The organism is Streptomyces sp. NPDC059852 (assembly GCF_042731455.1).
GTDB lineage: Bacteria > Actinomycetota > Actinomycetes > Streptomycetales > Streptomycetaceae > Streptomyces.
Genome location: NZ_JBHWJK010000010.1, coordinates 174,721 through 195,669 on the forward strand (window position 1 = coordinate 174,721; position 20,949 = coordinate 195,669).

20 protein-coding genes are annotated in these 20,949 nt (G+C 71.5%); 10 read left to right on the forward strand and 10 right to left on the reverse strand.

What is annotated here, in order from left to right:
- Positions 1–6 precede the first annotated feature (6 nt).
- A complete protein-coding gene (locus ACFV46_RS15895; protein WP_385498580.1) occupies positions 7–609 on the forward strand; it encodes a PadR family transcriptional regulator in 603 nt (200 codons plus the stop codon).
- Here the strand turns inward: ACFV46_RS15895 and ACFV46_RS15900 are convergent.
- Positions 606–2,033: a glutamate decarboxylase gene (locus tag ACFV46_RS15900; RefSeq protein ID WP_385498582.1), complete on the reverse strand. Its 1,428-nt coding sequence runs from the start codon at positions 2,031–2,033 to the stop codon at positions 606–608. The genes ACFV46_RS15895 and ACFV46_RS15900 overlap by 4 nt on opposite strands.
- A gap of 87 nt (positions 2,034–2,120) precedes the next feature.
- Between ACFV46_RS15900 and ACFV46_RS15905 the strand changes: the two genes are divergently transcribed.
- Entirely contained in the window at positions 2,121–2,882 is a 762-nt protein-coding gene (locus ACFV46_RS15905; RefSeq protein WP_385498583.1) for a MerR family transcriptional regulator, read from the forward strand.
- Positions 2,883–2,895: 13 nt separating this feature from the next.
- Here the strand turns inward: ACFV46_RS15905 and ACFV46_RS15910 are convergent, their stop codons facing one another.
- Complete coding sequence (locus ACFV46_RS15910; RefSeq protein WP_361931465.1) at positions 2,896–3,261, reverse strand: YbjQ family protein; 366 nt, start codon at positions 3,259–3,261, stop codon at positions 2,896–2,898.
- A 138-nt stretch (positions 3,262–3,399) separates the two neighbouring features.
- Between ACFV46_RS15910 and ACFV46_RS15915 the strand changes: the two genes are divergently transcribed.
- The gene (locus ACFV46_RS15915) at positions 3,400–4,347 is read left to right on the forward strand and encodes a DedA family protein (RefSeq protein ID WP_385498584.1); all 948 of its coding nucleotides are present in this window, start codon (positions 3,400–3,402) and stop codon (positions 4,345–4,347) included.
- 58 nt (positions 4,348–4,405) lie between these two features.
- On the opposite strand, the gene ACFV46_RS15920 is transcribed toward ACFV46_RS15915, so the two are convergent.
- Both ACFV46_RS15920 and ACFV46_RS15925 read right to left on the reverse strand, forming a co-directional pair.
- Positions 4,406–6,037 carry a threonine/serine exporter family protein gene (locus ACFV46_RS15920; RefSeq protein WP_361931461.1) on the reverse strand — a complete coding sequence of 544 codons (1,632 nt, stop codon included), beginning with the start codon at positions 6,035–6,037 and terminating at the stop codon, positions 4,406–4,408.
- Between the two features lie 112 nt (positions 6,038–6,149).
- Positions 6,150–6,641, reverse strand: a complete 492-nt coding sequence (locus ACFV46_RS15925; RefSeq protein ID WP_031487466.1) for an inorganic diphosphatase — start codon at positions 6,639–6,641, stop codon at positions 6,150–6,152.
- Positions 6,642–6,720: 79 nt separating this feature from the next.
- On the opposite strand from ACFV46_RS15925, the gene dacB reads away from it, so the two are divergent.
- From dacB to folE, 6 genes are all read left to right on the forward strand, one after another.
- Positions 6,721–8,283 carry a D-alanyl-D-alanine carboxypeptidase/D-alanyl-D-alanine-endopeptidase gene (dacB, locus tag ACFV46_RS15930; protein WP_385498585.1) on the forward strand — a complete coding sequence of 521 codons (1,563 nt, stop codon included), beginning with the start codon at positions 6,721–6,723 and terminating at the stop codon, positions 8,281–8,283.
- A gap of 79 nt (positions 8,284–8,362) precedes the next feature.
- Positions 8,363–9,496: a zinc-dependent metalloprotease gene (locus ACFV46_RS15935; protein WP_385498586.1), complete on the forward strand. Its 1,134-nt coding sequence runs from the start codon at positions 8,363–8,365 to the stop codon at positions 9,494–9,496.
- A 211-nt stretch (positions 9,497–9,707) separates the two neighbouring features.
- Positions 9,708–10,871 (forward strand): tRNA lysidine(34) synthetase TilS, encoded by a 1,164-nt coding sequence (tilS, locus tag ACFV46_RS15940; RefSeq protein WP_385498587.1) that lies wholly within the window; start codon positions 9,708–9,710, stop codon positions 10,869–10,871.
- 113 nt (positions 10,872–10,984) lie between these two features.
- On the forward strand, positions 10,985–11,545 hold the full coding sequence (gene hpt / locus ACFV46_RS15945) for a hypoxanthine phosphoribosyltransferase (RefSeq protein ID WP_062673159.1): 561 nt from the start codon (positions 10,985–10,987) through the stop codon (positions 11,543–11,545).
- A 174-nt stretch (positions 11,546–11,719) separates the two neighbouring features.
- Positions 11,720–13,759 (forward strand): ATP-dependent zinc metalloprotease FtsH, encoded by a 2,040-nt coding sequence (gene ftsH / locus ACFV46_RS15950; protein WP_361931638.1) that lies wholly within the window; start codon positions 11,720–11,722, stop codon positions 13,757–13,759.
- Between the two features lie 139 nt (positions 13,760–13,898).
- Entirely contained in the window at positions 13,899–14,504 is a 606-nt protein-coding gene (gene folE, locus ACFV46_RS15955; RefSeq protein WP_361931450.1) for a GTP cyclohydrolase I FolE, read from the forward strand.
- A gap of 8 nt (positions 14,505–14,512) precedes the next feature.
- On the opposite strand, the gene ACFV46_RS15960 is transcribed toward folE, so the two are convergent.
- The 6 genes from ACFV46_RS15960 to ACFV46_RS15985 all read right to left on the reverse strand — a co-directional run bounded on the left by ACFV46_RS15960 (position 14,513) and on the right by ACFV46_RS15985 (position 19,568).
- Positions 14,513–15,004, reverse strand: a complete 492-nt coding sequence (locus ACFV46_RS15960; protein ID WP_283287365.1) for a DUF3180 domain-containing protein — start codon at positions 15,002–15,004, stop codon at positions 14,513–14,515.
- 61 nt (positions 15,005–15,065) lie between these two features.
- Positions 15,066–15,677: a 2-amino-4-hydroxy-6-hydroxymethyldihydropteridine diphosphokinase gene (gene folK, locus ACFV46_RS15965; protein ID WP_361931447.1), complete on the reverse strand. Its 612-nt coding sequence runs from the start codon at positions 15,675–15,677 to the stop codon at positions 15,066–15,068.
- Entirely contained in the window at positions 15,674–16,033 is a 360-nt protein-coding gene (gene folB / locus ACFV46_RS15970; protein WP_385498588.1) for a dihydroneopterin aldolase, read from the reverse strand. The genes folK and folB overlap by 4 nt, the downstream gene beginning before the upstream one ends.
- Before the next feature lie 248 nt (positions 16,034–16,281).
- Positions 16,282–16,788, reverse strand: a complete 507-nt coding sequence (locus ACFV46_RS15975; RefSeq protein ID WP_361931443.1) for a nuclear transport factor 2 family protein — start codon at positions 16,786–16,788, stop codon at positions 16,282–16,284.
- Positions 16,785–17,675: a dihydropteroate synthase gene (gene folP, locus ACFV46_RS15980; RefSeq protein ID WP_385498589.1), complete on the reverse strand. Its 891-nt coding sequence runs from the start codon at positions 17,673–17,675 to the stop codon at positions 16,785–16,787. The genes ACFV46_RS15975 and folP overlap by 4 nt, the downstream gene beginning before the upstream one ends.
- A 66-nt stretch (positions 17,676–17,741) precedes the next feature.
- Positions 17,742–19,568, reverse strand: a complete 1,827-nt coding sequence (locus ACFV46_RS15985; protein WP_385498591.1) for a phosphatidylglycerol lysyltransferase domain-containing protein — start codon at positions 19,566–19,568, stop codon at positions 17,742–17,744.
- Positions 19,569–19,748: 180 nt separating this feature from the next.
- On the opposite strand from ACFV46_RS15985, the gene ACFV46_RS15990 reads away from it, so the two are divergent.
- Positions 19,749–20,894, forward strand: coding sequence for an alpha/beta hydrolase-fold protein (locus tag ACFV46_RS15990; RefSeq protein ID WP_361931435.1), 1,146 nt, complete (start codon positions 19,749–19,751; stop codon positions 20,892–20,894).
- Positions 20,895–20,949: the final 55 nt, after the last annotated feature.

The window sequence follows — 20,949 nt, forward strand, 5'->3', positions numbered from 1 at the left end:
GACGGCATGTCAGCCATCCGCCTCCTCGTCCTGGGCGCGGTCCGCATGCACGGCCGCGCCCACGGCTACCAGGTCCGCAACGACCTGGAGTACTGGGGCGCGCACGAGTGGTCCCACGCCAAACCGGGCTCGATCTACCACGCGCTGAAGCAGATGGCGAAGCAGGGACTTCTGTACGCGCACGAGATCGCCCCGTCCACGGCGGGCGGTCCGCCGCGCACCGAGTACGAGGTGACCGGCGAGGGCACCGAGGAGTACTTCCGGCTGCTGCGCGAGGCGCTGGTCACCTACGACCAGCGCGGCGACATGAAGACGGCCGCGGTGGGCTTCCTGGTCGACCTGCCGCGCGCGGAGGCCCTGGAGCTGCTGCGCGAGCGCGTCCGGCGGATCGAGGAGTGGCGGACGGACGTCCTCAAGCACTACGTGCCCGAGGACGGGCCCGAACAGCTCGGCCACATCGGCGAGATCATGAACATGTGGGTCCACACCGCCGACTCCGAGAGCGAGTGGACCCGCGGCCTCATCGCCCGTGTCGAGGGCGGCGCCTACACCTTCGCGGACGAGGGCGAGCCGTTCGTCGGCCTCCTGGCCGACGGTCGGCCCGACTAGTGGTGGAACCCGGTGGCCGCGCCCTTGTCGTGCGTCAACGGGTGCGGCTGCCGGCGCAGGTCCTCCAGGGAGCGGCGCAGGTCGTCCACGAACAGGTCCGCGAGGTCCTCCGAGAAGCCGTTGCGGCACACCACCCGCAGCACGGACAGGTCCTCGCGGTTCGGCGGGAACGTGTACGCCGGCACCAGCCAGCCCGCCTCCCGCAGCCGCCGGGACGCGTCGAACACGTCGAACCGGGTCACGTCCGGGGCCGTCGTGAACGCGAACACCGGCAACTCGTCGCCCCGCGTCAGCAGCCGGAAGTCACCCAGCTCCTCCACGGCCTTCGCGACCCGGCCCGCCACGTCCCGCGCCGCCTGCTGCACCGCCCGGTACCCGTCCCGGCCCAGCCGCAGCAACGAGTAGTACTGCGCCACCACCTGCGCGCCCGGCCGCGAGAAGTTGAGCGCGAACGTCGGCATGTCGCCGCCCAGGTAGTTCACCCGGAACACCAGCTCCTCGGGCAGCGCCTCCTTGTCCCGCCACAGCGCCCAGCCGACGCCCGGGTACACCAGCCCGTACTTGTGCCCCGAGGTGTTGATCGAGGCGACCCTCGGCAGCCGGAAGTCCCACACCAGGTCCTCGTCGAGGAAGGGCGCCACCATGGCGCCGGACGCGCCGTCCACGTGCACCGGGACGTCCAGGCCCGTGCGCTCCTGCAGAGCGTCCAGCGCGGCGCACAGGTCCGCGATCGGCTCGTAGGACCCGTCGAAGGTGGAGCCGAGGATGCCGACGACCCCGATGGTGTTCTCGTCGCACAGCTCGGCCGCCGCCTGCGGATCGAGGTGGAAGCGCTCGCCCTCCATCGGGACGAGCCGGGCCTCGACCTCCCAGAAGTTGCAGAACTTCTCCCAGCACACCTGGACGTTGACGCCCATGATCAGGTTGGGCCGGGCCTGTGGGGACGGGTACCGGTCGGCGTTGCGGCCCGCCCAGCGCCGCTTCAGCGCCAGGCCCGCGAGCATGCACGCCTCGCTGGAACCCGTGGTCGAACAGCCCACGGCCGCCGACGGATCGGGCGCGTTCCACAGATCGGCGAGCATCGACACACAGCGCCGCTCCAGCTCGGCGGTGCGCGGGTACTCGTCCTTGTCGATCATGTTCTTGTCCCGGCACTCCGCCATCAGCACCGCCGCCTCCGGCTCCATCCAGGTGGTGACGAAGGTGGCGAGGTTCAGCCGCGAGTTGCCGTCCAGCATCAGCTCGTCGTGCACCAGCTGGTACGCCGTCGACGGCGCCATGGGGGAGTCCGGGAGGCGATGGGTGGGCGGGGCCTCGGTCATGCCGGCGGCCGGGTTCGTCTCCCCGTAGAACGGGTTGACGGACAGCCTGCGTCCGCCGCCGCGTGGGTCCGGTGATGCGCTGTTCCCGCGGTGCAGTGCCATGAATCGACGGTATGCCCACACTTGAGGGCTTGCACCTCACGCGGCGTGAGGGCGCACCGTGGAGCTCGTACCGAGAAGGGAGCGGAAGTGGGCTACTCCGTGGGACAGGTCGCCGGGTTCGCCGGGGTGACGGTGCGCACGCTGCACCACTACGACGACATCGGCCTGCTCGTACCCAGCGAGCGCAGCCACGCGGGCCACCGGCGCTACAGCGACGCCGACCTCGACCGGCTGCAGCAGATCCTGTTCTACCGCGAGCTCGGCTTCCCCCTCGACGAGGTCGCCGCCCTGCTCGACGACCCGGACGCGGACCCGCGCGCACACCTGCGCCGCCAGCACGAGCTGCTGACCGCCCGGATCGAGAAGCTGCGGAAGATGGCGGCGGCCGTGGAACACGCCATGGAGGCACGCACGATGGGAATCAACCTGACGCCCGAGGAGAGGTTCGAGGTGTTCGGGGACAAGGACCCCGAGCAGTACGCCGCGGAGGCGGAGGAACGCTGGGGCGGCACCGGGGCGTACGCCGAGTCGCAGCGCCGCGCGGCGAGCTACACCAAGGAGGACTGGAAGCGCGTCCAGGCCGAGGTCGACGACTGGCAGGAGCGCTACACCACCCTGATGGCCGCCGGAGGGCAGCCGTCCGGCGAGGCGGCCATGGACCTGGCCGAGGAGCACCGCCGGCACATCGGCAAGTGGTACTTCGAGGTGCCGTACGAGATGCACAAGTGCTTCGCCGAGATGTACGTCTCCGACGAGCGCTTCAAGGCGTACTACGACTCCATGCGGCCCGGTCTCGCCGAGCACCTCAAGGAGGCGATCCTCGCCAACGCGGACCGCCACGCCGCCTGAGGGTCCTGGCCCCCTACTCCGGGGCCAGGACCACCGCGGTCCCGTAGGCGCACACCTCGGTGCCCACGTCGGCCGCCTCCGTCACATCGAAGCGGAAGGCCAGCACCCCGTTGGCGCCCCGCGCGCGTGCCTGCTCCACGAGGCGTTCCATCGCCTGGTTGCGGGTCTCCACCAGCGTCTTGGTGAGGCCCTTCAGCTCCCCGCCGACCAGCGACTTCAGCCCGGCGCCGATCTGGCTGCCGACGTGCCGGGAGCGCACGGTCAGTCCGAAGACCTCCCCGACGACCTGCGTCACGCGGTAGCCGGGGACGTCGTTCGTGGTCACTACAAGAACGTCGGGGCTCGGCCCCTGCCCGCCGCCGTACTCATCGATGCCCATGCCCCACAGCTTTGTCGCCGGGGGCGCACAGTGCATCCTGAACGGGTCCATGGAACCTGGGACACCGGTCGCGCGTTGATATTTTTGACTCGCTCGTGACCTACCGTCCGCCCCTTCCCCCGCAGGAGCCACAATCCCGTGACCACCCTTGCGCTCGGCCCCGAGTGGCTCAGCCCGGACTACCTCATCGAGACGTTCAGCCTTCCCGGCATCCTGCTGATCGTCTTCGCGGAGTCCGGCCTCTTCGCGTTCCTGCCCGGGGACTCCCTGCTGTTCACGGCGGGCCTGTTCGTCGCCGAGGGGACCTACATCAGCCAGCCGCTGTGGCTGGTCTGCACGCTCATCGTGCTGGCCGCCGTCCTCGGCGACCAGGTCGGCTACATGATCGGCAAGTTCTTCGGCCCGAGGCTCTTCAGCCGCCCCAACTCCAAGCTCTTCAAACAGGAGAACCTGGACAAGGCGCACGAGTTCATGGAGAAGTACGGTCCCAAGGCGATCGTGCTGGCGCGCTTCGTGCCGATCGTGCGTACCTTCGCCCCCATCGTGGCGGGCGCCGGCCGGATGAAGTACCGCACCTTCCTGACGTACAACGTCATCGGCGGCGTCGCCTGGGGCACCGGTGTCACCCTCGCGGGCTACTGGCTCGGGCAGATCTCGTTCATCAAGAGCAACGTCGAGGCGATCCTGGTCCTGATCGTCGTCGTCTCCGTGGTGCCGATCCTCATCGAGTACCTGCGCGAGCGCGGCAAGAAGAAGCGCGCCGGCGCCGAGGCCCCGGCCGCCCAGGACGGGCAGCAGCACCAGCGGTACCAGCCGATGGACGACGCGACGACGCAGCTGCGGCGCATCCCGTCCCACGACCAGCACGACCAGCACCATCAGCCGTACGGCGGCCAGAGCGGTCAGTACGGCTACGGGCAGCAGCAGGACCACGGCGGGCAGCAGGACCAGGGCGGGCAGCAGGGCCACGACCAGCAGTACTACGGGCAGCAGCACCCGCAGCACCCGCAGCAGCCGTACGCCCAGCAGTACCCGCAGGGCTACGGCCGGCAGAACCGGCAGTACCCGCCGGACCAGGGCTACTGAGGCCCCCGGCCGGTCCGCTCGCCACGGGCGCCCTCCCCGGAGGGCGTCCGTCGCCGTCTCAGAAGCCGCGCGTCCGCTTGGCGGAGCGGCGCTTCTCCGGAGAGCTGATCCGCAGGAAGAGCCGGGAGATCTCGGACCCGAGATTCACGCCGATCGCGATGGCCAGGGCCAGCGAGGCCGCGGTGGCCAGCGACGCCAGTCCCGCGTCCACCTCGTTCTGCGCGATCGACAGCAGCCCGAAGTACGTGGCCGAACCGGGCAGCAGCGGCCCGATCGCGGCCGTCGTGTACGGCAGCGCGGACGCGAAGCGGTAGCGGGCCATCAGCTGCCCGAACAGACCGACCAGGCCGGCGGCGACCGCCGTCGAGGCGACCGGCGACAGCTCGCCCGCGTAGCGCATCGCCCCGTACACCACCCAGGCCACACCCCCGTTGACGGTCACGGCGAGCACGGTGGACCGCTCCTGCTGGAGCAGCACCGCGAAGGTCAGCGACAGCAGCATCGACGCGGCGATCTGCCAGTACGGCCGCTCGGAGACGAGCAGCGCCGCGTCCGGGTTGAGCTTGGCGCCCAGGTTCACCCCGAAGTACAGGACCACCAGCACACCGGTCACGATGCCGACGAAGAAGTACATGACCTCCAGCAGCCGTGCCGACGCGGTGATGTAGAAGCCGGTCAGCCCGTCCTGCACGCCCGCCACCAGCGCCCGCCCGGGCAGCAGCGCGAACAGCCCACCGGTGATCACCGCGGACGCCTTCACGTCGGCGTGCGTCAGCGTCAGGGCGACCCCGACCGCGGCCGGCGGCATCGCCGCGACCGTGAACTGGTAGAACTCCGGCAGCCCCCGCCCCGCGGCCAGCCACGCCAGCCGGTCGCCGAGCATCGCGCCGACGGCCGCCGCGACGAACACCAGCAGCCCACCGCCGACCAGCACGGACGCCGCGCCCGCGAGCAGCCCGCTGGCCGCCGTCAGGACCCAGGTCGGGTACGGGTGCCGGTTGCGCCGGATCTCCGCGAGCCGCCGGTAGGCCTCCTCCAGGGAGATGTGGGTCTCGGCGTCGCTGAGGTCGTCGACCAGCTGGTACACGGCGGCCAGCCGGGTGTAGTCGGTGCCGCGCCGGCGCACCGTGCGCGCCGCCGACACCGGGTCGTCCACCAGCGACGGCTGGTACGAGATCGACAGCAGGGTGAAGGTGACGCTCGGCTCGCAGCGGTCGAGGCCGTAGGACCGGCACACCGCGAACATCGCGGCCTCCACGTCCTCGGCGCCCTCGCCGCCCGCCAGCAGCAGCTCACCGATACGCAGGGTCAGGTCCAGCACGCGCGGGACGGCCGGACCCTCCTCCTCGGTCTTCGGCATCCGCTCCGGCGCCGGCCGCTCGGCCACCGGCATCCGCAGCATCGTGCGCATCCGGTCCTGCCAGGGCACGTCCTTGGTCAGGCTGACCTGCGGTATGCCGCCCGGTGGCGTGAACCCGGGCAGGGTGTCCTCGGCGCCGTACCCTCTCGGCGCGCTGAAGGCCGAACCCTCCCGCTCCTGGGGAGGCGGCTGCGGGGCGTCGAGACCCTTGGGGAGCGCGAACTCCGACGTGGTCTCCGACTCGCTGTCCCCCACCTCCACCCCGGCGGGCGGCGTGAACGCCATCCTCGCCTCGTCCGACTGCGGCTTGCGGTCCTCCGCGTCCGTCACGTACGCAGCTCTCCTTGAACGACACCTTCCGCCGCTCTCAGTATGCGCACAGACACACGGACGGGCCGCACGCCCGGCGTGCGGCCCGTCCGTGGAACGGCCGGGGCAGGGCTCAGTGGCCGCCCTGGTCCTTGAAGCGCTTGTAGGACCGCTCGATCTCGGCCTCGGCCTCGGTACGGCCCACCCAGTCGGCGCCCTCGACGGACTTGCCCGGCTCCAGGTCCTTGTAGACCTCGAAGAAGTGCTGGATCTCCAGGCGGTCGAACTCCGACACGTGGTGGATGTCGCGCAGGTGCTCCACGCGCGGGTCGGTCGCCGGGACGCACAGCAGCTTGTCGTCGCCGCCGGCCTCGTCCGTCATCCGGAACATGCCGATCGCGCGGCACTTGATGAGGCAGCCCGGGAACGTCGGCTCGTCCAGGATGACCAGCGCGTCCAGCGGGTCGCCGTCCTCGCCGAGGGTGTTCTCGACGAAGCCGTAGTCGGTCGGGTAGGCGGTCGAAGTGAAGAGTCGACGGTCCAGGCGGATCCGACCGGTCTCGTGGTCCACCTCGTACTTGTTCCGCGAACCCTTCGGAATCTCGATCGTGACGTCGAACTCCACCGGTGGCTCCTCCATGATCAACACATAGTTCTGGTGATTAAGTGTCCCTCACGCAGGTGTGTGATCGCGAAAGGGGCTGGTGGTCGTGCCAGAGCTGAGGCCTTGGCGAGCCGCGGGACCGCGGGTGACGCGGCTCGCGAACGCCGTGCGACCGCGACTGACGCGGGCCGCGGACGCCCTGCGGCCACGTCTCGCACGCGGCACGAGGCCGAAGACCTGGCAGTACACCGCCTGCGCCGCCACCGCCGGACTGGCGCTGGCCGCCACGGTGGTGACCGCCGTGGGCCCCTGGGACTCCACCGGTCAGCGTACGGCCGAGCGGGACCGGGCGGCCGCCCGGGAGCGCACGGGTGGCACAGATCACGGCCGGGACGCCGATACCCCCGGCGCGCGGGACCGGGGCCCGCGCCCCGCGCCCAGCGCGGGCGCCGTCCTCACCGCCCTGGGCGCCGGTGCGGGGCACGCCGGGTCCGTGCCCGACGGCAAGGCCCTCGCGACCGTCCTGCGCCCTCTCCTCGACGCCCCCGGGCTCGGCCGCCGCACCGGCGCCGCCGTCGTGGACGTGGCCACCGGCCGGCGCCTGTACGGCGAGGGCGCCTCCGACGCCCTCACCCCCGCCTCCACCACCAAGATCGCCACCGCGGTCGCCGCCCTCGCCGCGATGGGCCCCGACCACCGCCTCACCACCCGCACCGCCCTGGAACCCGACACGAAGGAACTGGTCCTCGTCGGCGGCGGCGACCCCACCCTCACCGCCCGCGAGAAGACCGGCGGCTGGGCCGGACTGCGCGACCTCGCCGCGCGGACCGCCGACGCCCTGAAGAAGCGCGGCCTGCGCGAGGTCACGCTCTCCTACGACACGACGCTCTACGCCGGCTCCGAGCGGCACCCGATCGGCAAGAACCCGAACCTCGCCCCCGTCACCGCCCTGATGGCCGACGAGGGCCGCCTGGACGACTCGAGCAGCGGCACCGCGGACCGCAGCGACGACCCCGCCAAGGACACGGCGGAACGGTTCGCCGACCTCCTTGCCGACCACGGCGTGCGCACCAGCGCGCCCGGCCCCTCCAAGGCCACCAACCGCGCCGAGTCCCTCGCCCAGGTCACCTCGCCCCCGCTCACCGCCCTGGTCGAACGCATGCTGACCAACAGCGACAACGACATCGCCGAGGCCCTGGCCCGCCACACCGCCCTCGCGAGCGGCGAGCGTCCCGACTTCGCGGGCGGCGGCAAGGCCATCGCGGCCCGGCTCGGCGAACTCGGACTGCCCGTCTCCGGCGTCGCGTTCCGGGACGGCAGCGGCCTCGACCGGCGCGACGCCCTCACCGCCGACCTCCTCACCGCCCTGCTCGCCCACGCCGCCGACCCCGCCCACCCCGAACTGCGCGCCGCCCTCACCGGCCTGCCGGTCGCGGGGTTCACCGGCACCCTCACCAGCCGCTACGCGGACGGGGCCGCGGGCGTCGTCCGCGCCAAGACCGGCACCCTCACCGGCGTCAACACCCTGGCCGGCACCGTCGTCGACCAGGACGGACGCCTGCTCGCCTTCGCGTTCCTCGCCTCCGACACCACCGACCGGGACGCGGCCCAGGCGGCCCTCGACCGGGCCGCCACGGCCCTCGCCTCCTGCGGCTGCCGGTGACGGCCCCCCGGGCACCGGCCCGGGGACCGTCCGCTCGCACGCCCTGCCCCGACCGGGAACGCTCACGTACGGTTGACGCATGACGAGCATCGGTGGTGCTGCTTCTTCTCAGATGGTCGACTGGAACCTCGCGGTGGCGACCGCGACCCGGTTCGTACGGCCGGGCCCCGAGGTGAGCCGCGACGAGGCCAGGGCCGTCGTCGCGGAACTGCGCCGGCACGCGAAGTCCTCCGAGGAACACGTCCGCGGGTTCACCCGCATGGGCACCGAGGAGATCCACGACACCCCGGTCCTCGTCGTCGACCGGCCCGGCTGGATCCGGGCCAACGTCGCCGGGTTCCGCGAGATCCTCAAGCCCCTGCTGGAGAAGATGCAGGAGCGCCGGGGCAGCGGCACCGGGCAGGCCGTCCTCGGCGCGGTCGGCGGCAAGGTCACGGGCGTCGAGCTCGGGATGCTGCTGTCGTTCCTGGCCTCCCGCGTCCTCGGCCAGTACGAGACCTTCGCCCCCGCCACCCGTGACCTCCCCGCCGGGGAGCACGGCGGCGGCCGGCTGCTGCTCGTCGCCCCGAACATCGTCCACGTCGAACGCGAACTCGACGTCCACCCGCACGACTTCCGGCTGTGGGTGTGCCTGCACGAGGAGACCCACCGCACCCAGTTCAGTGCCGTGCCCTGGCTGCGGGACCACCTCGAGGGCGAAATCCAGTCTTTCCTCGGCGAGACCGACGTCGACCCCATGACCGTCCTGGAGCGGGTCCGCGAGGCCGCCCAGTCCCTCGCCGGCGGCCGGCCCGAGGCCGAGGAGGACGACGGCGGGCGCTCCTTCGTCGAACTCGTCCAGACCCCCGGCCAGCGGGAGATCCTCGGCCGCCTCACCGCCGTGATGTCCCTCCTGGAGGGCCACGCCGACTTCGTCATGGACGGCGTCGGCCCCGCGGTCGTGCCCTCCGTGGCCGAGATCCGCGAGAAGTTCCAGCAGCGGCGCGCCAAGGGCGCCTCCCGGCTCGACACGGCCCTGCGCAAGCTGCTCGGCCTCGACGCCAAGCTCCGCCAGTACCGCGACGGCGAGCGCTTCGTCCGGGCCGTCGTCGACGAGGTCGGCATGGACGGCTTCAACCGCGTCTGGACGTCCCCGAACACCCTGCCCACCAAGGCGGAGATCGCCGCACCGGCGGACTGGATCTCCCGTGTGCACCGCAAGGCCGACGGGTGACACCCGTTACCCGCCGCGCATCTCATACGACGGTCGTGAACCGAAATCGGCCGACGGCAGGGGAACGCCCCTCCAATCACCCGTCCGAGGGACCGTGAGCCATGGGTAGGCGTGCAATGCTCGGGGAACGGCCCGCTTCTGTCACCATCTACACACTCTGAGTGACCGAGCTCGGCCACATCCCCGGACAACTTCATGAAGGGAACCGGACATGGGTCCCCATCCTGCGGTCGCGGCGATACGCCTGGCGGTTCGCCGCGTACTCCACGACCTCCTCACCGAACACAACCGAACCACCGACGTCCCCGCCCCCGGCAGCCGCGGCCCCCGGCCGCAGGCCCCGGCCGTGACGCCGGTCGCCGCCGCGCGCGTCGCCTGCGACACCGCGCGTGAGACGGCGTACGACCTCCCCGGCCCGGCCCAGCGCACACCCCGGCGCGCCACCGCGCACGAGCGAACCCCCTCCCCGCTCGTCCTCGTGGCCTGCTCCGGCGGCGCCGACTCCATGGCCCTCGCCTCCGCGCTCGCGTTCGAGGCCCCCAAACTCGGCATCCGCGCCGGTGGCATCACCGTCGACCACGGTCTGCAGCCCGGCTCCGACCTGCGCGCCGAGGAAGTCGTGCTGCGCCTGCGCGAACTCGGCCTCGAGCCGGCCGAGTCGATCGCCGTCACCGTCGGCCGCGGCGGCGGGCCCGAGGCCGCCGCCCGCGACGCCCGCTACGCCGCCCTCGACGACGCGGCCGAACGCCACGGCGCCGCCGCCGTCCTCCTCGGCCACACCCGCGACGACCAGGCCGAGACCGTCCTGCTCGGCCTCGCCCGCGGCTCCGGCATCCGCTCCCTGTCCGGGATGGCCGCGGTCTCGGGGGCCGGCGGCCGTTACCGCCGCCCGTTCCTCGGCCTCGACCGGCAGACCGCGCGCAAGGCCTGCATGGTCCAGGCCCTGCCCGTCTGGGACGACCCCCACAACTCCGACCCCGCCTACACCCGCTCCCGGCTGCGCCAGGAGGGCCTGCCCGCCCTCGAGAAGGCGCTCGGCAAAGGCGTCGTCGAAGCCCTCGCCCGTACCGCCCAGCTCTCCCGCGACGACGCCGACGCCCTCGACGCGTGGGCCGGCCAGGCCGAGACCGCCGTCCGTGACGCCGCCGGACACCTCGACTGCGCCAAGCTCTACACGCTGCCCCCCGCGGTGCGCCGCCGGATCCTGCGCCGGGCCGCCATCGAGGCGGGCGCGCCCGCCGGTTCGCTCTTCGCCCGGCACGTCGAGGAAGTCGACCGCCTGATCACCGGCTGGCGCGGCCAGGGGGCCATCAACCTCCCCGGCAAAGTCGTCGCCCGTCGCCAGGGTGGCAGACTGGTGATTCGGCAAGGCTGAAAAAGACCCCAGGGAGAGACCGGGCCTCCGGACCGGAGGGCCCCGGACTCCCGCGGGGGACGTCAGCCGTAGGGCCGTGAGCCGTGCAGAAGCGGGACGACCGACCGAAAGTGATGCGGGTGGACGCGAAAGACATGGGTGCCGACCTCAAGAAGGTGCTCATCACCAAGGAAGAGATCGACGCGAAGCTGGCCGAGCTGGCCGCGAAGATCGACGCTGAGTACGCGGGCAAGGACCTGCTCATCGTCGGCGTGCTCAAGGGCGCGGTGATGGTCATGGCCGACCTCGCGCGGGCGCTGTCCACCCCCGTCACCATGGACTGGATGGCCGTCTCGTCGTACGGCGCCGGCACCCAGTCCTCCGGGGTCGTGCGGATCCTCAAGGACCTCGACACCGACATCAAGGGCCGGCACGTCCTGATCGTCGAGGACATCATCGACTCCGGCCTGACCCTGTCGTGGCTGCTGTCGAACCTCGGCTCGCGCGAGCCGGAGAGCCTCAAGGTGTGCACGCTGCTGCGCAAGCCCGACGCGGCCAAGGTGGCCATCGACGTCGAGTGGGTCGGCTTCGACATCCCCAACGAGTTCGTCGTGGGCTACGGCCTCGACTACGCCGAGAAGTACCGCAACCTCCCGTTCGTCGGTACCCTCGCGCCCCACGTCTACGGCGGCTGACCCCGTTCCGTAGGAAGATCGGGAACCCCGGCGGGCATAGCGCCGTTGGAGCAAGCAGACGGGCTTGACGGCCGTCCCGTGAGGCTACGGGCGTCGAAGCTGGGGTACCGTCAGAAGAACTGTCTTATCAAACTCACTATGGCAGGAGGGACGGGGCGGCACCGCTCCGTATGGATGGACGTGAAGCGATACTTCCGTGGGCCGGTCATGTGGATCGTGCTGGCCGTCCTTGCCGTGGTCGTGTTGATGCAGGTCGTCGGCTCGTCCGGCGGCTACAAGACGGTGGACACCGGCCAGGTCGTCCAGGCGATCAATGAGAACAAGGTCGAGTCGGCCAAGATCACCACCGGCGACGAGCAGAACATCAAGGTCCAGCTCAAGGACGGTGTGAAGGTCGACGGATCCACCAAGATCCAGGCCAGCTACATCGGCGACCAGGGCGTGGACATCGCCAACACCCTGCAGAACAAGTTCCAGCAGAAGCAGATCCCCGACGGCTACACGGTCTCGCCGTCCAAGCAGAACCCGTTCGTCGGCATCCTGCTCTCCCTGCTTCCCTTCGTCCTCATCGTCGTCGTCTTCCTGTTCCTGATGAACCAGATGCAGGGCGGCGGCTCCCGGGTCATGAACTTCGGGAAGTCGAAGGCGAAGCTCATCACCAAGGACACCCCGAAGACGACGTTCTCCGACGTCGCCGGCTCGGACGAGGCCGTCGAGGAGCTCCAGGAGATCAAGGAGTTCCTCCAGGAGCCCGCCAAGTTCCAGGCCGTCGGCGCGAAGATCCCGAAGGGCGTCCTGCTCTACGGCCCTCCCGGCACCGGTAAGACGCTCCTCGCGCGTGCCGTCGCCGGCGAGGCGGGCGTGCCCTTCTACTCGATCTCCGGTTCCGACTTCGTCGAGATGTTCGTCGGTGTCGGTGCCTCCCGGGTCCGCGACCTGTTCGAGCAGGCCAAGGCGAACGCCCCGGCGATCGTCTTCGTCGACGAGATCGACGCGGTCGGCCGCCACCGCGGCGCCGGCCTCGGCGGCGGGCACGACGAGCGCGAGCAGACGCTGAACCAGCTGCTCGTCGAGATGGACGGCTTCGACGTCAAGGGCGGTGTGATCCTCATCGCCGCGACGAACCGGCCCGACATCCTCGACCCGGCCCTCCTGCGCCCGGGCCGCTTCGACCGGCAGATCGCCGTCGACCGCCCCGACATGCAGGGCCGTCTGGAGATCCTCAAGGTCCACCAGAAGGGCAAGCCGGTCGCCCCGGACGTCGACCTGTCGGCGGTCGCCCGCCGTACGCCGGGCTTCACCGGTGCCGACCTGAGCAACGTCCTCAACGAGGCCGCCCTGCTCACGGCCCGCTCCGACAAGAAGCTCATCGACAACCACATGCTGGACGAGGCCATCGACCGCGTCGTGGCGGGCCCGCAGAAGCGGACCCGGATCATGTCGGACAAGGAGAAGAAGATCACCGCGTACCACGAGGGCGGACACGCCCTGGTCGCGGCGGCCTCCCCGAACTCCGACCCGGTCCACAAGATCACGATCCTGTCGAGAGGCCGGGCCCTCGGCTACACGATGGTGCTCCCGGACGAGGACAAGTATTCGACCACCCGCAACGAGATGCTGGACCAGCTGGCCTACATGCTGGGCGGCCGCGCGGCCGAGGAACTGGTCTTCCACGACCCGACCACGGGCGCCGCGAACGACATCGAGAAGGCCACGGCCACGGCTCGCGCGATGGTCACGCAGTACGGCATGACCGAGCGTCTCGGCGCCATCAAGTTCGGCGGCGACAACACCGAGCCGTTCCTCGGACGTGAGATGGCTCACCAGCGCGACTACTCGGAAGAGGTCGCCGCCCTGGTGGACGAGGAGGTCAAGAAGCTGATCGAGAACGCGCACAACGAAGCCTGGGAAATCCTGGTGGAGAACCGCGACGTCCTCGACAACCTCGTCCTCGCCCTGCTGGAGAAGGAGACGCTGGGCAAGGAGGAGATCGCCGAGATCTTCGCCCCCATCGTCAAGCGGCCGCCGCGGCCCGCCTGGACCGGCTCCTCCCGCCGTACGCCGTCCACCCGCCCGCCGGTGCTCTCCCCGAAGGAGCTCGCACTGACGAACGGCGCCAACGGCACGACCCCGGCGATCAGCACCGCCAAGTCGACGGTGACGGAGCCTTCCCCGGCGACCGAGTCGGCCCCCGAGGAGCGTCCCGAGAGCTGACGCTCCCACCCGGTCGGTGACCGGGCCCGGAATGGATGCCGTGCCCCCCTGGTTCTAGCCTGGGGGGCGCGGCATTTCGTATGACCGCAGATCAGACGCGTGACCCATACGCGCACCCGCGAAGGAACGAGGCACCCAGATGACCGACCCGGTGACGCTGGACGGCGAAGGCCGCATCGGCGAGTTCGACGAGAAGCGCGCCGAGGCCGCCGTACGGGAGCTGCTGATCGCGGTGGGCGAGGACCCGGACCGCGAGGGCCTCAAGGAGACACCGGCGCGGGTGGCGCGGGCGTACCGGGAGCTGCTGGCGGGGCTGCGTCAGGACGCCGAGGACGTGCTGACGACGACCTTCGACCTCGGGCACGACGAGATGGTGCTCGTGAAGGACATCGAGATCGTCAGCCTCTGTGAGCACCACATGCTGCCGTTCCACGGCGTGGCGCACGTGGGCTACATCCCGGCCGAGAGCGGCAAGATCACCGGTCTGTCGAAGCTCGCCCGGCTGGTCGAGGTGTTCGCCCGCCGGCTCCAGGTGCAGGAACGTCTCACCACGCAGATCGCCGACTCCCTGATGCGGATTCTGGAGGCCCGGGGCGTGATCGTGGTCGTCGAGGCCGAGCACATGTGCATGTCGGTGCGCGGCATCCGCAAGCCCGGAGCCAAGACCACGACGTCGGCGGTGCGCGGTCAGCTCCGCGACGCCACGACGCGCGCCGAGGCGATGAGCCTCATCCTGGCCCGCTGAGACACCCCCTAGGTGGTGGGGGCCGCCCCCGTGCCGTTGTGGTCGTCCTCGTCGTCCGGGAGCTTGCAGACGCGCTCCAGGAAGAGGGCGGCCGCTATGACACCGACGGCGGCCACGACCGAGAAGCCGGCGTAGATGGCCTGGTCGCGGCGGGCGGGGACGTCCAGGAGCTCCAGCAGGAAGACGCCGGTGCCGCCGTACATGCCGGCGACCAGGGCGGCCACCAGCGCGCTGGCCTGGCCGAAGACGACGGCGCGGGCCGCCATCAGGGGGTCGACGCCCTTGGCCTCGGGGTCGCGCTCGCGCTGCGCCCTGAGCCGGGAGCGGATGGACAGCGCCGTGGACAGCAGGATCACGGCGATGATCGCCAGCACGATGGGGGCGGCCAGCGGGACGCTGGGGAGGGTCCCCACCGCGTTCCACAGGCGGGCGCCCGCCCAGGACAGGACTCCGGCGACCACGAACACGCCGACCAGCAACCTGATGCGCAGCTCTCTCACGGTGTCCCTTCAGCTCCCCCCGGGGCCCCACGGTGTGGGGGCCGGCTCTTGACCTTAACGACTACTCGGGCAGCCGGAGTTCCAGGTCCTGGCGGGGGACGACGCCCTGGCGGGTGACGGTGCCGAGCAGGTCGGAGACCGCGCCGCGGCCGGGCAGCAGGGCCTCCGGGTCCAGGTCGAGCCAGGGCGCGAGGACGAAGGCCCGCTCGTGGGCGCGCGGGTGGGGGAGGGTGAGCACCGGGTCGTCGGAGACGACGTCGGCGTAGGCGACGATGTCGACGTCGAGGGTGCGGGCGCCCCAGCGCTCGTCCCGGACGCGGTGGAAGGCCTCCTCGACGGCGTGGGCCCGCTCCAGCAGCGAGGACGGCGGCAGGGTGGTCTTCAGGACGACGACCGCGTTGAAGTACGACGGCTGGCTGCCGGGCTCGACGCCCCAGGGCTCCGTCTCGTAGACGGGGGACACGCCCTTGATGCGCAGGCCCGGGGTGTCCGCGAGGGCGTCCACGGCGCCCTGGAGGGTCTCCAGGCGGTTGCCCAGGTTGGAGCCGAGGGAGATCACGGCCCATTTGGGGTTGTGGAGGGTGGTGTCGGCGGCGTCGACCTTGTCGACGACGGAGGCGGGTACCGGCTGGACGGTCGGGTCGCTGGGGCCCTTGATGAACGGTGCGGTCATACTCGGCTCCGGGTGATGGTGACGGTCACGTCGTCGAAGGGCACGGTGATCGGCGCGTCCGGTTTGTGGACGGTGACCTCGACCTCCTGGACTCCTTCGTGCTTCAGACAGGCCTGGGCGACGCGCTCGGCGAGCGTCTCGATGAGGTTGACCGGCTCGCCCTGGACGACGGCCACGACCTCCTCCGCCACGACGCCGTAGTGCACGGTCTTCGCCAGGTCGTCGTCGGCGGCGGCGGGCCGGGTGTCCAGACCGAGGACGAGGTCCACGACGAAGGTCTGGCCCTCCCTGCGTTCCTCGGGGAACACACCGTGGTACCCGCGGGCCCTCAGGCCGCGCAGCGCGACACGATCCACGCGAATCACTCCTGCAGTCGTCGGTGACGGCCGGTCGGTGCCGTGTGCGGGCGGCACACCGGCCTCGACCGAATCTACCCGCGGACACCGACAGGGCCGGGCCGCGGGGGAGCGGCCCGATCCGTCGCCCCAGGGGGCGCGACGCCTGTTTCCCCTGGGGATCGCGGCGCCTCACGGGTTGGTAGCCGCCCCTACCCGCGGGTGCGTGATTCCAACCACCTCTTGGTCCCTGTGGCCCGCGTACCCACTCAGCCGGGGGTCTCGTCGCCCTCTTCCGGGTCGTTCTCGGCGAGGACGGGGGAGGCGTGGTGGGTCCACATCTTCCAGCCGTCGGGTGTGCGCCGGAACACGTTCGTGGCGACGACGAGCTGTCCCACGAGGGGCCCGAGCTCGTCGTCGTGTCCCTCGGGGGCGGGGCCCCCGCTGAGGATGTTCTCGGTGCAGGTGACGATCGCGGTGTCCCCGGTCACGGAGGTGTGCACGTCGGTGAGGAAGAACTGGATGTAGTCGGTGTTCGCCATGATCAGCGCGTACGACCGCAGGACCTCGCCGCGGCCGGTGAGCACGGGCCAGCCGGGGTGCACGCAGGAGACCACGCCGGAGTCGGCCGGGTCGTGGTAGCTCTCGTCGACGCCGAGGTCGGACGGGGTGAGCCAGAGCGAGGACAGCGTCTCGAAGTCGCCGCGCTCCAGCGCCTCGTAGAAGGCAGTGTTGGCGGCCTCCACCTGCTCGACGTCGGTGTGGGGGGCGCTCACCGGGCTCCTTCGCGGCCCGCCGCGCCGCCGCGCGCCTCGTCGACGGCGCGCACGACGCGTACGGCGTCGGCGGTGGCGCGCACCTCGTGGACACGGACGGCCCAGGCCCCCGCGTGCGCGGCGAGCGCCGAGACGGCGGCGGTCGCCGCGTCGCGTTCCCGCGCGGGCGGCGGCTCGCCCTCGGGGCCGGCGAGGACGCGGCCCAGGAACCGCTTGCGGGAGGCGGCGACCAGGACCGGGTGCCCGAGGGCGTGCAGCCGGTCGAGGTGGGCGAGCAGGACGAGGTCGTGCTCGGCGTCCTTGGAGAAGCCCAGGCCGGGGTCGACGACGATGCGGTCGGGGGCGATGCCGCCGGCCAGGACGGCGTCCACACGCGCGTGGATCTCGTCGACGACCTCGGAGACGACGTCGTCGTACACGCCCCTGACGTTGCCGCCCTCGAGGAACCCGCGCCAGTGCATGACGACGAACGGGGCGCCCGCCGCGGCGACGACCGGGATCATCGCGGGGTCGGCCTGGCCGGCGCTGACGTCGTTGACGAGGGCGGCGCCGGCGGCGAGGGCCTGCTCGGCGACGGAGGCGCGCATGGTGTCGACGGAGATCGTGACGCCGTCCGCGGCGAGGCCGCGGACGACGGGTATGACGCGGCGCAGCTCCTCGTCCTCGTCGACCCGGGTGGCGCCCGGGCGGGTGGACTCGCCGCCGACGTCGATGAGGTCGGCGCCCTCCTCGACCAGCGCGAGACCGTGCTTGACGGCGGACGTGGTGTCGAACCAGCGGCCGCCGTCGGAGAAGGAGTCGGGGGTCACGTTGACGACTCCCATGACCGCGCACCGGTCCCACTGCGGAAGGCCCGCCACCCGCTCGCGTCCGCTCTGCTTGCTCATACGTTCAGCCTAGGCCCAAGCCGGGGCGGTGACGTGCCGTGGCCCGGGCCCGCCCTGGTGAGGGCCTCAGGCCGCCCGGACGCCGCTCTCCGGGACGCGGTGCGGGCAGGGGCGCGGGGCGGCGCCGCGGCGGCGCAGGAAGCGCGGCAGGGCCAGGTTCACGAAGCCCTCCGCCTGCATGGCGGCGATCCCGAGGCGGGGCAGGTCCGCGGAGGCGCGGTAGACGACGAAGCGGGGCTCCCAGCGCGGCTGGAACTTCGCGTTGAACTTGTACAGCGACTCGATCTGGAACCAGCGCGACAGGAAGACCAGCAGCCCGCGCCAGGCCCGCAGGACGGGTCCCGCGCCGATCTTCTCGCCGCGCGCGAGGGCCGAGCGGAACATGGCGAAGTTCAGCGACACGCGCGCGATGCCGAACCTGGGGGCGGCCTGGAGGGCGGCCACGATCAGCAGTTCGTTCATGCCGGGGTCGGCGGAGCGGTCGCGGCGCATCAGGTCCAGGGAGACGCCGTCGGTGCCCCAGGGCACGAAGTGCAGGATGGCCTTGAGGTCGCCGTACGGGCCGGGTTCGGCATCGCTCTTGTGGGCGGTGGCGATGAGGCAGTCGCCGTCGGCGGGGTCGCCGACGCGGCCGAGGGCCATGGAGAAGCCGCGCTCGGTGTCGGTGCCGCGCCAGTCCTCGGCGGCGCGGCGGACGCGCTCCAGTTCGGTGGGACCGAGGTCACGGACGCGGCGTACGCGGGTCTCGTAACCGGCACGCTCGATGCGCTTGACCATCTGGCGTACGTTGCGCATCGCGCGGCCGGCGAGCGAGAAATCCGGGACGTCCACCACCGCCTCGTCGCCCAGTTCGAGGGCGTCGAGCCCGGTCTCACGGGTCCAGACCTCGGCGCCGGTCTCGGAGCAGCCCATCACGGCCGGGGTCCAGGAGTGGGCCTTGGCCTCGTCCATGAAGCGCTCGATGGCGCCGGGCCACGCCTCGACGTCACCGATGGGGTCGCCGCTCGCGAGCATGACGCCGGAGACGACGCGGTAGGTCACCGCGGCCTTGCCGCTGGGGGAGAAGACGACGGCCTTGTCGCGGCGCAGCGCGAAGTGGCCGAGGGAGTCGCGGCCGCCGTGTCGGGCGAGCAGCGCCCGCAGGCGTGCCTCGTCGTCCTCGGTGAGGTGTGCGGCCGGGTGTTCGGGCCGGAACGCGAGATAGATGGTGGTGACGGCGGTGATCCAGCCGAGGGCGCCGAGGGAGAAGGCGACGGTCCAGGAGGTGCTGCCCCGGTAGTCGACCGGGCCCTCGAAGCCGGCCATGCCGTACAGGACGTGGCTGATGCGGTCGGCCAGGCTCGGGTCGCCGAGGAGCGTGCCCGGATGGGCGCTGACGATGACGAGTCCGAGGGCGAGCGAACCGGCGCCCATGAGCACGAGGTTGGCCAGCGCCCGCCAGCGGCTGCGCGGGTCGGGCAGGGCCACGAACTGGTCGCGGTGGCGCAGCAGGGTGGCGAGGAGCCAGACGGAGATGAGGACGCCGACGACGGAGTGGCGGTAGGCGAACTGGGCCACCGCCCCGGCGGGCAGCAGGACGACGGCCGCGCGCCACGCCCGGCGCTTGCCGCGCCTGAGCCCGTGGGCGAGCAGCAGCAACAGCACACCGGCGCTGAGCGACAGCGCCGCCGCGAACGGGCCGAAGGAGCCCGGCAGTACCTCGGCGAGGGCGTGCATCCGGCTGTGCCGGAAGCGCGGGAAGACGCCCGCCGCGACGTCCAGCAGCCCGACCAGGGCGCAGGCTCGTCCGACCAGCAGGGGAGCGGACTCGGGGCGCGGGCCCAGCAGAAGCGGCCGCAGACGGCCCGACAGATGCCGTATCCGGCTCACCCGTTGCGGAACCCCGCCCGACATATCCACATCTGTCCTGACAGACATCGCATCCCATGAGTTCTGCGAGAGTTTTGGATCCGGTCCCGATTCGGGCATCCGGCGACATTGCGCCCTCTAGGACGGTGTCGTGGAGGGAGAGGTTCACTCGGCCCCCCAAAAGCGTGTTCAAAGGCCAAGGAAAGTGCGGACGGGTGACCATCGATGGGTCTTACGAGCGACAAGGTGCTGGCGCTGGCGGTCCTGGCGGCCGTGGGGCTGTTCGCGGGCACGGTGTGGCTGTGGCCGCGGCTGGCACGGCGGAGCGTACGGGCCGTGACCGGACGGGTCGGGCTGCTGCTGGGCACGCAGGTGGCGCTGTTCGCGTCGGCCGGGCTCGCCGCCAACCAGGCTTTCGGCTTCTACGCGGGCTGGGCCGACCTGTTCGGGCGGGAGAAGGGCATGGGGGTCGTGGTCGACCACACCCCGCCGGACGGTCCGCTGCGTGTCGTGGAGACGCGGCGCGTGCCGGGATCGGCGAGCGGGGACCCCGCGGTGGGCGGGCAGATCCAAAAGGTCGAGATCGTGGGCCGGACGACCCGTATCGCCACGCCCGCGTACGTCTATCTGCCACCGGAGTATTTCCGGCCGGGATTTCGCACCCGGTCGTTTCCCGCGGCCGTCGTCCTGACCGGCTATCCGGGGACGGCCCAGGCGCTGGTGGACAAGCTCGACTATCCGCGGACGGCGGCGCGGCTCGCCGGTCAGGGCCGTATGCCCCCGATGGTGCTGGTGATGATGCGCCCGACCGTGGCACCGCCCCGGGACACGGAATGCGTCGACATCCCCGGCGGGCCGCGGACCGAGAGCTTCTTCGCCGAGGATCTGCCCGACGCGGTCGGCGGCCACTACCGGGTGGGAGCACGGCCCGGCGGCTGGGGCGTGATCGGTGATTCCACGGGCGGGTACTGCGCGTTGAAGCTCGCGATGCACCACCCCGCGGTGTTCGGCGCGGGGGCCGGGCTCTCCGCCTACTACAAGGCGCCCGTCGACGCGACGACCGGAGACCTCTTCCACGGCGACAGCGCCCTGCGCGACCGCGCCGACCTGCGGTGGTGCCTGGAGCACCTGCCCGCGCCGGACACCTCGCTCCTGGTCAGCAGCAGCAGGGCCGGCGAATCCAACTACAAGGACACGCTGAAGTTCATCGAGCGCGTGAAAGCGACGAAGCGGACGCGGATCTCCTCGATCATCCTCGAAAGCGGCGGGCACAACTTCAACACCTGGCGGCGTGAGATTCCGGCGACGCTGGAGTGGATGGGGGAGCGGCTGAGCACCCCGGAGAGGGCCGAAGAGCCGCTCCGATCTTGATTCTTGGTCAATTCCGCGGTGCATGTGATTCCTGATGCCGTGTGAACGGCACGGG

Excerpts from the sequence above, each read along its gene's own strand:
- ACFV46_RS15900 (WP_385498582.1), bottom strand. The coding sequence starts at position 2,033 with ATGGCACTGCACCGCGGGAACAGCGCATCACCGGACCCACGCGGCGGC.
- tilS (WP_385498587.1), top strand. The coding sequence starts at position 9,708 with ATGGGTCCCCATCCTGCGGTCGCGGCGATACGCCTGGCGGTTCGCCGC.
- folP (WP_385498589.1), bottom strand. The coding sequence starts at position 17,675 with ATGAGCAAGCAGAGCGGACGCGAGCGGGTGGCGGGCCTTCCGCAGTGG.
- ACFV46_RS15990 (WP_361931435.1), top strand. The coding sequence starts at position 19,749 with ATGGGTCTTACGAGCGACAAGGTGCTGGCGCTGGCGGTCCTGGCGGCC.
- folK (WP_361931447.1), bottom strand. The coding sequence starts at position 15,677 with ATGACCGCACCGTTCATCAAGGGCCCCAGCGACCCGACCGTCCAGCCG.
- ftsH (WP_361931638.1), top strand. The coding sequence starts at position 11,720 with ATGGACGTGAAGCGATACTTCCGTGGGCCGGTCATGTGGATCGTGCTG.
- hpt (WP_062673159.1), top strand. The coding sequence starts at position 10,985 with ATGCGGGTGGACGCGAAAGACATGGGTGCCGACCTCAAGAAGGTGCTC.
- ACFV46_RS15910 (WP_361931465.1), bottom strand. The coding sequence starts at position 3,261 with ATGGGCATCGATGAGTACGGCGGCGGGCAGGGGCCGAGCCCCGACGTT.
- ACFV46_RS15895 (WP_385498580.1), top strand. The coding sequence starts at position 7 with ATGTCAGCCATCCGCCTCCTCGTCCTGGGCGCGGTCCGCATGCACGGC.
- ACFV46_RS15985 (WP_385498591.1), bottom strand. The coding sequence starts at position 19,568 with ATGTCGGGCGGGGTTCCGCAACGGGTGAGCCGGATACGGCATCTGTCG.
- ACFV46_RS15935 (WP_385498586.1), top strand. The coding sequence starts at position 8,363 with ATGACGAGCATCGGTGGTGCTGCTTCTTCTCAGATGGTCGACTGGAAC.
- folE (WP_361931450.1), top strand. The coding sequence starts at position 13,899 with ATGACCGACCCGGTGACGCTGGACGGCGAAGGCCGCATCGGCGAGTTC.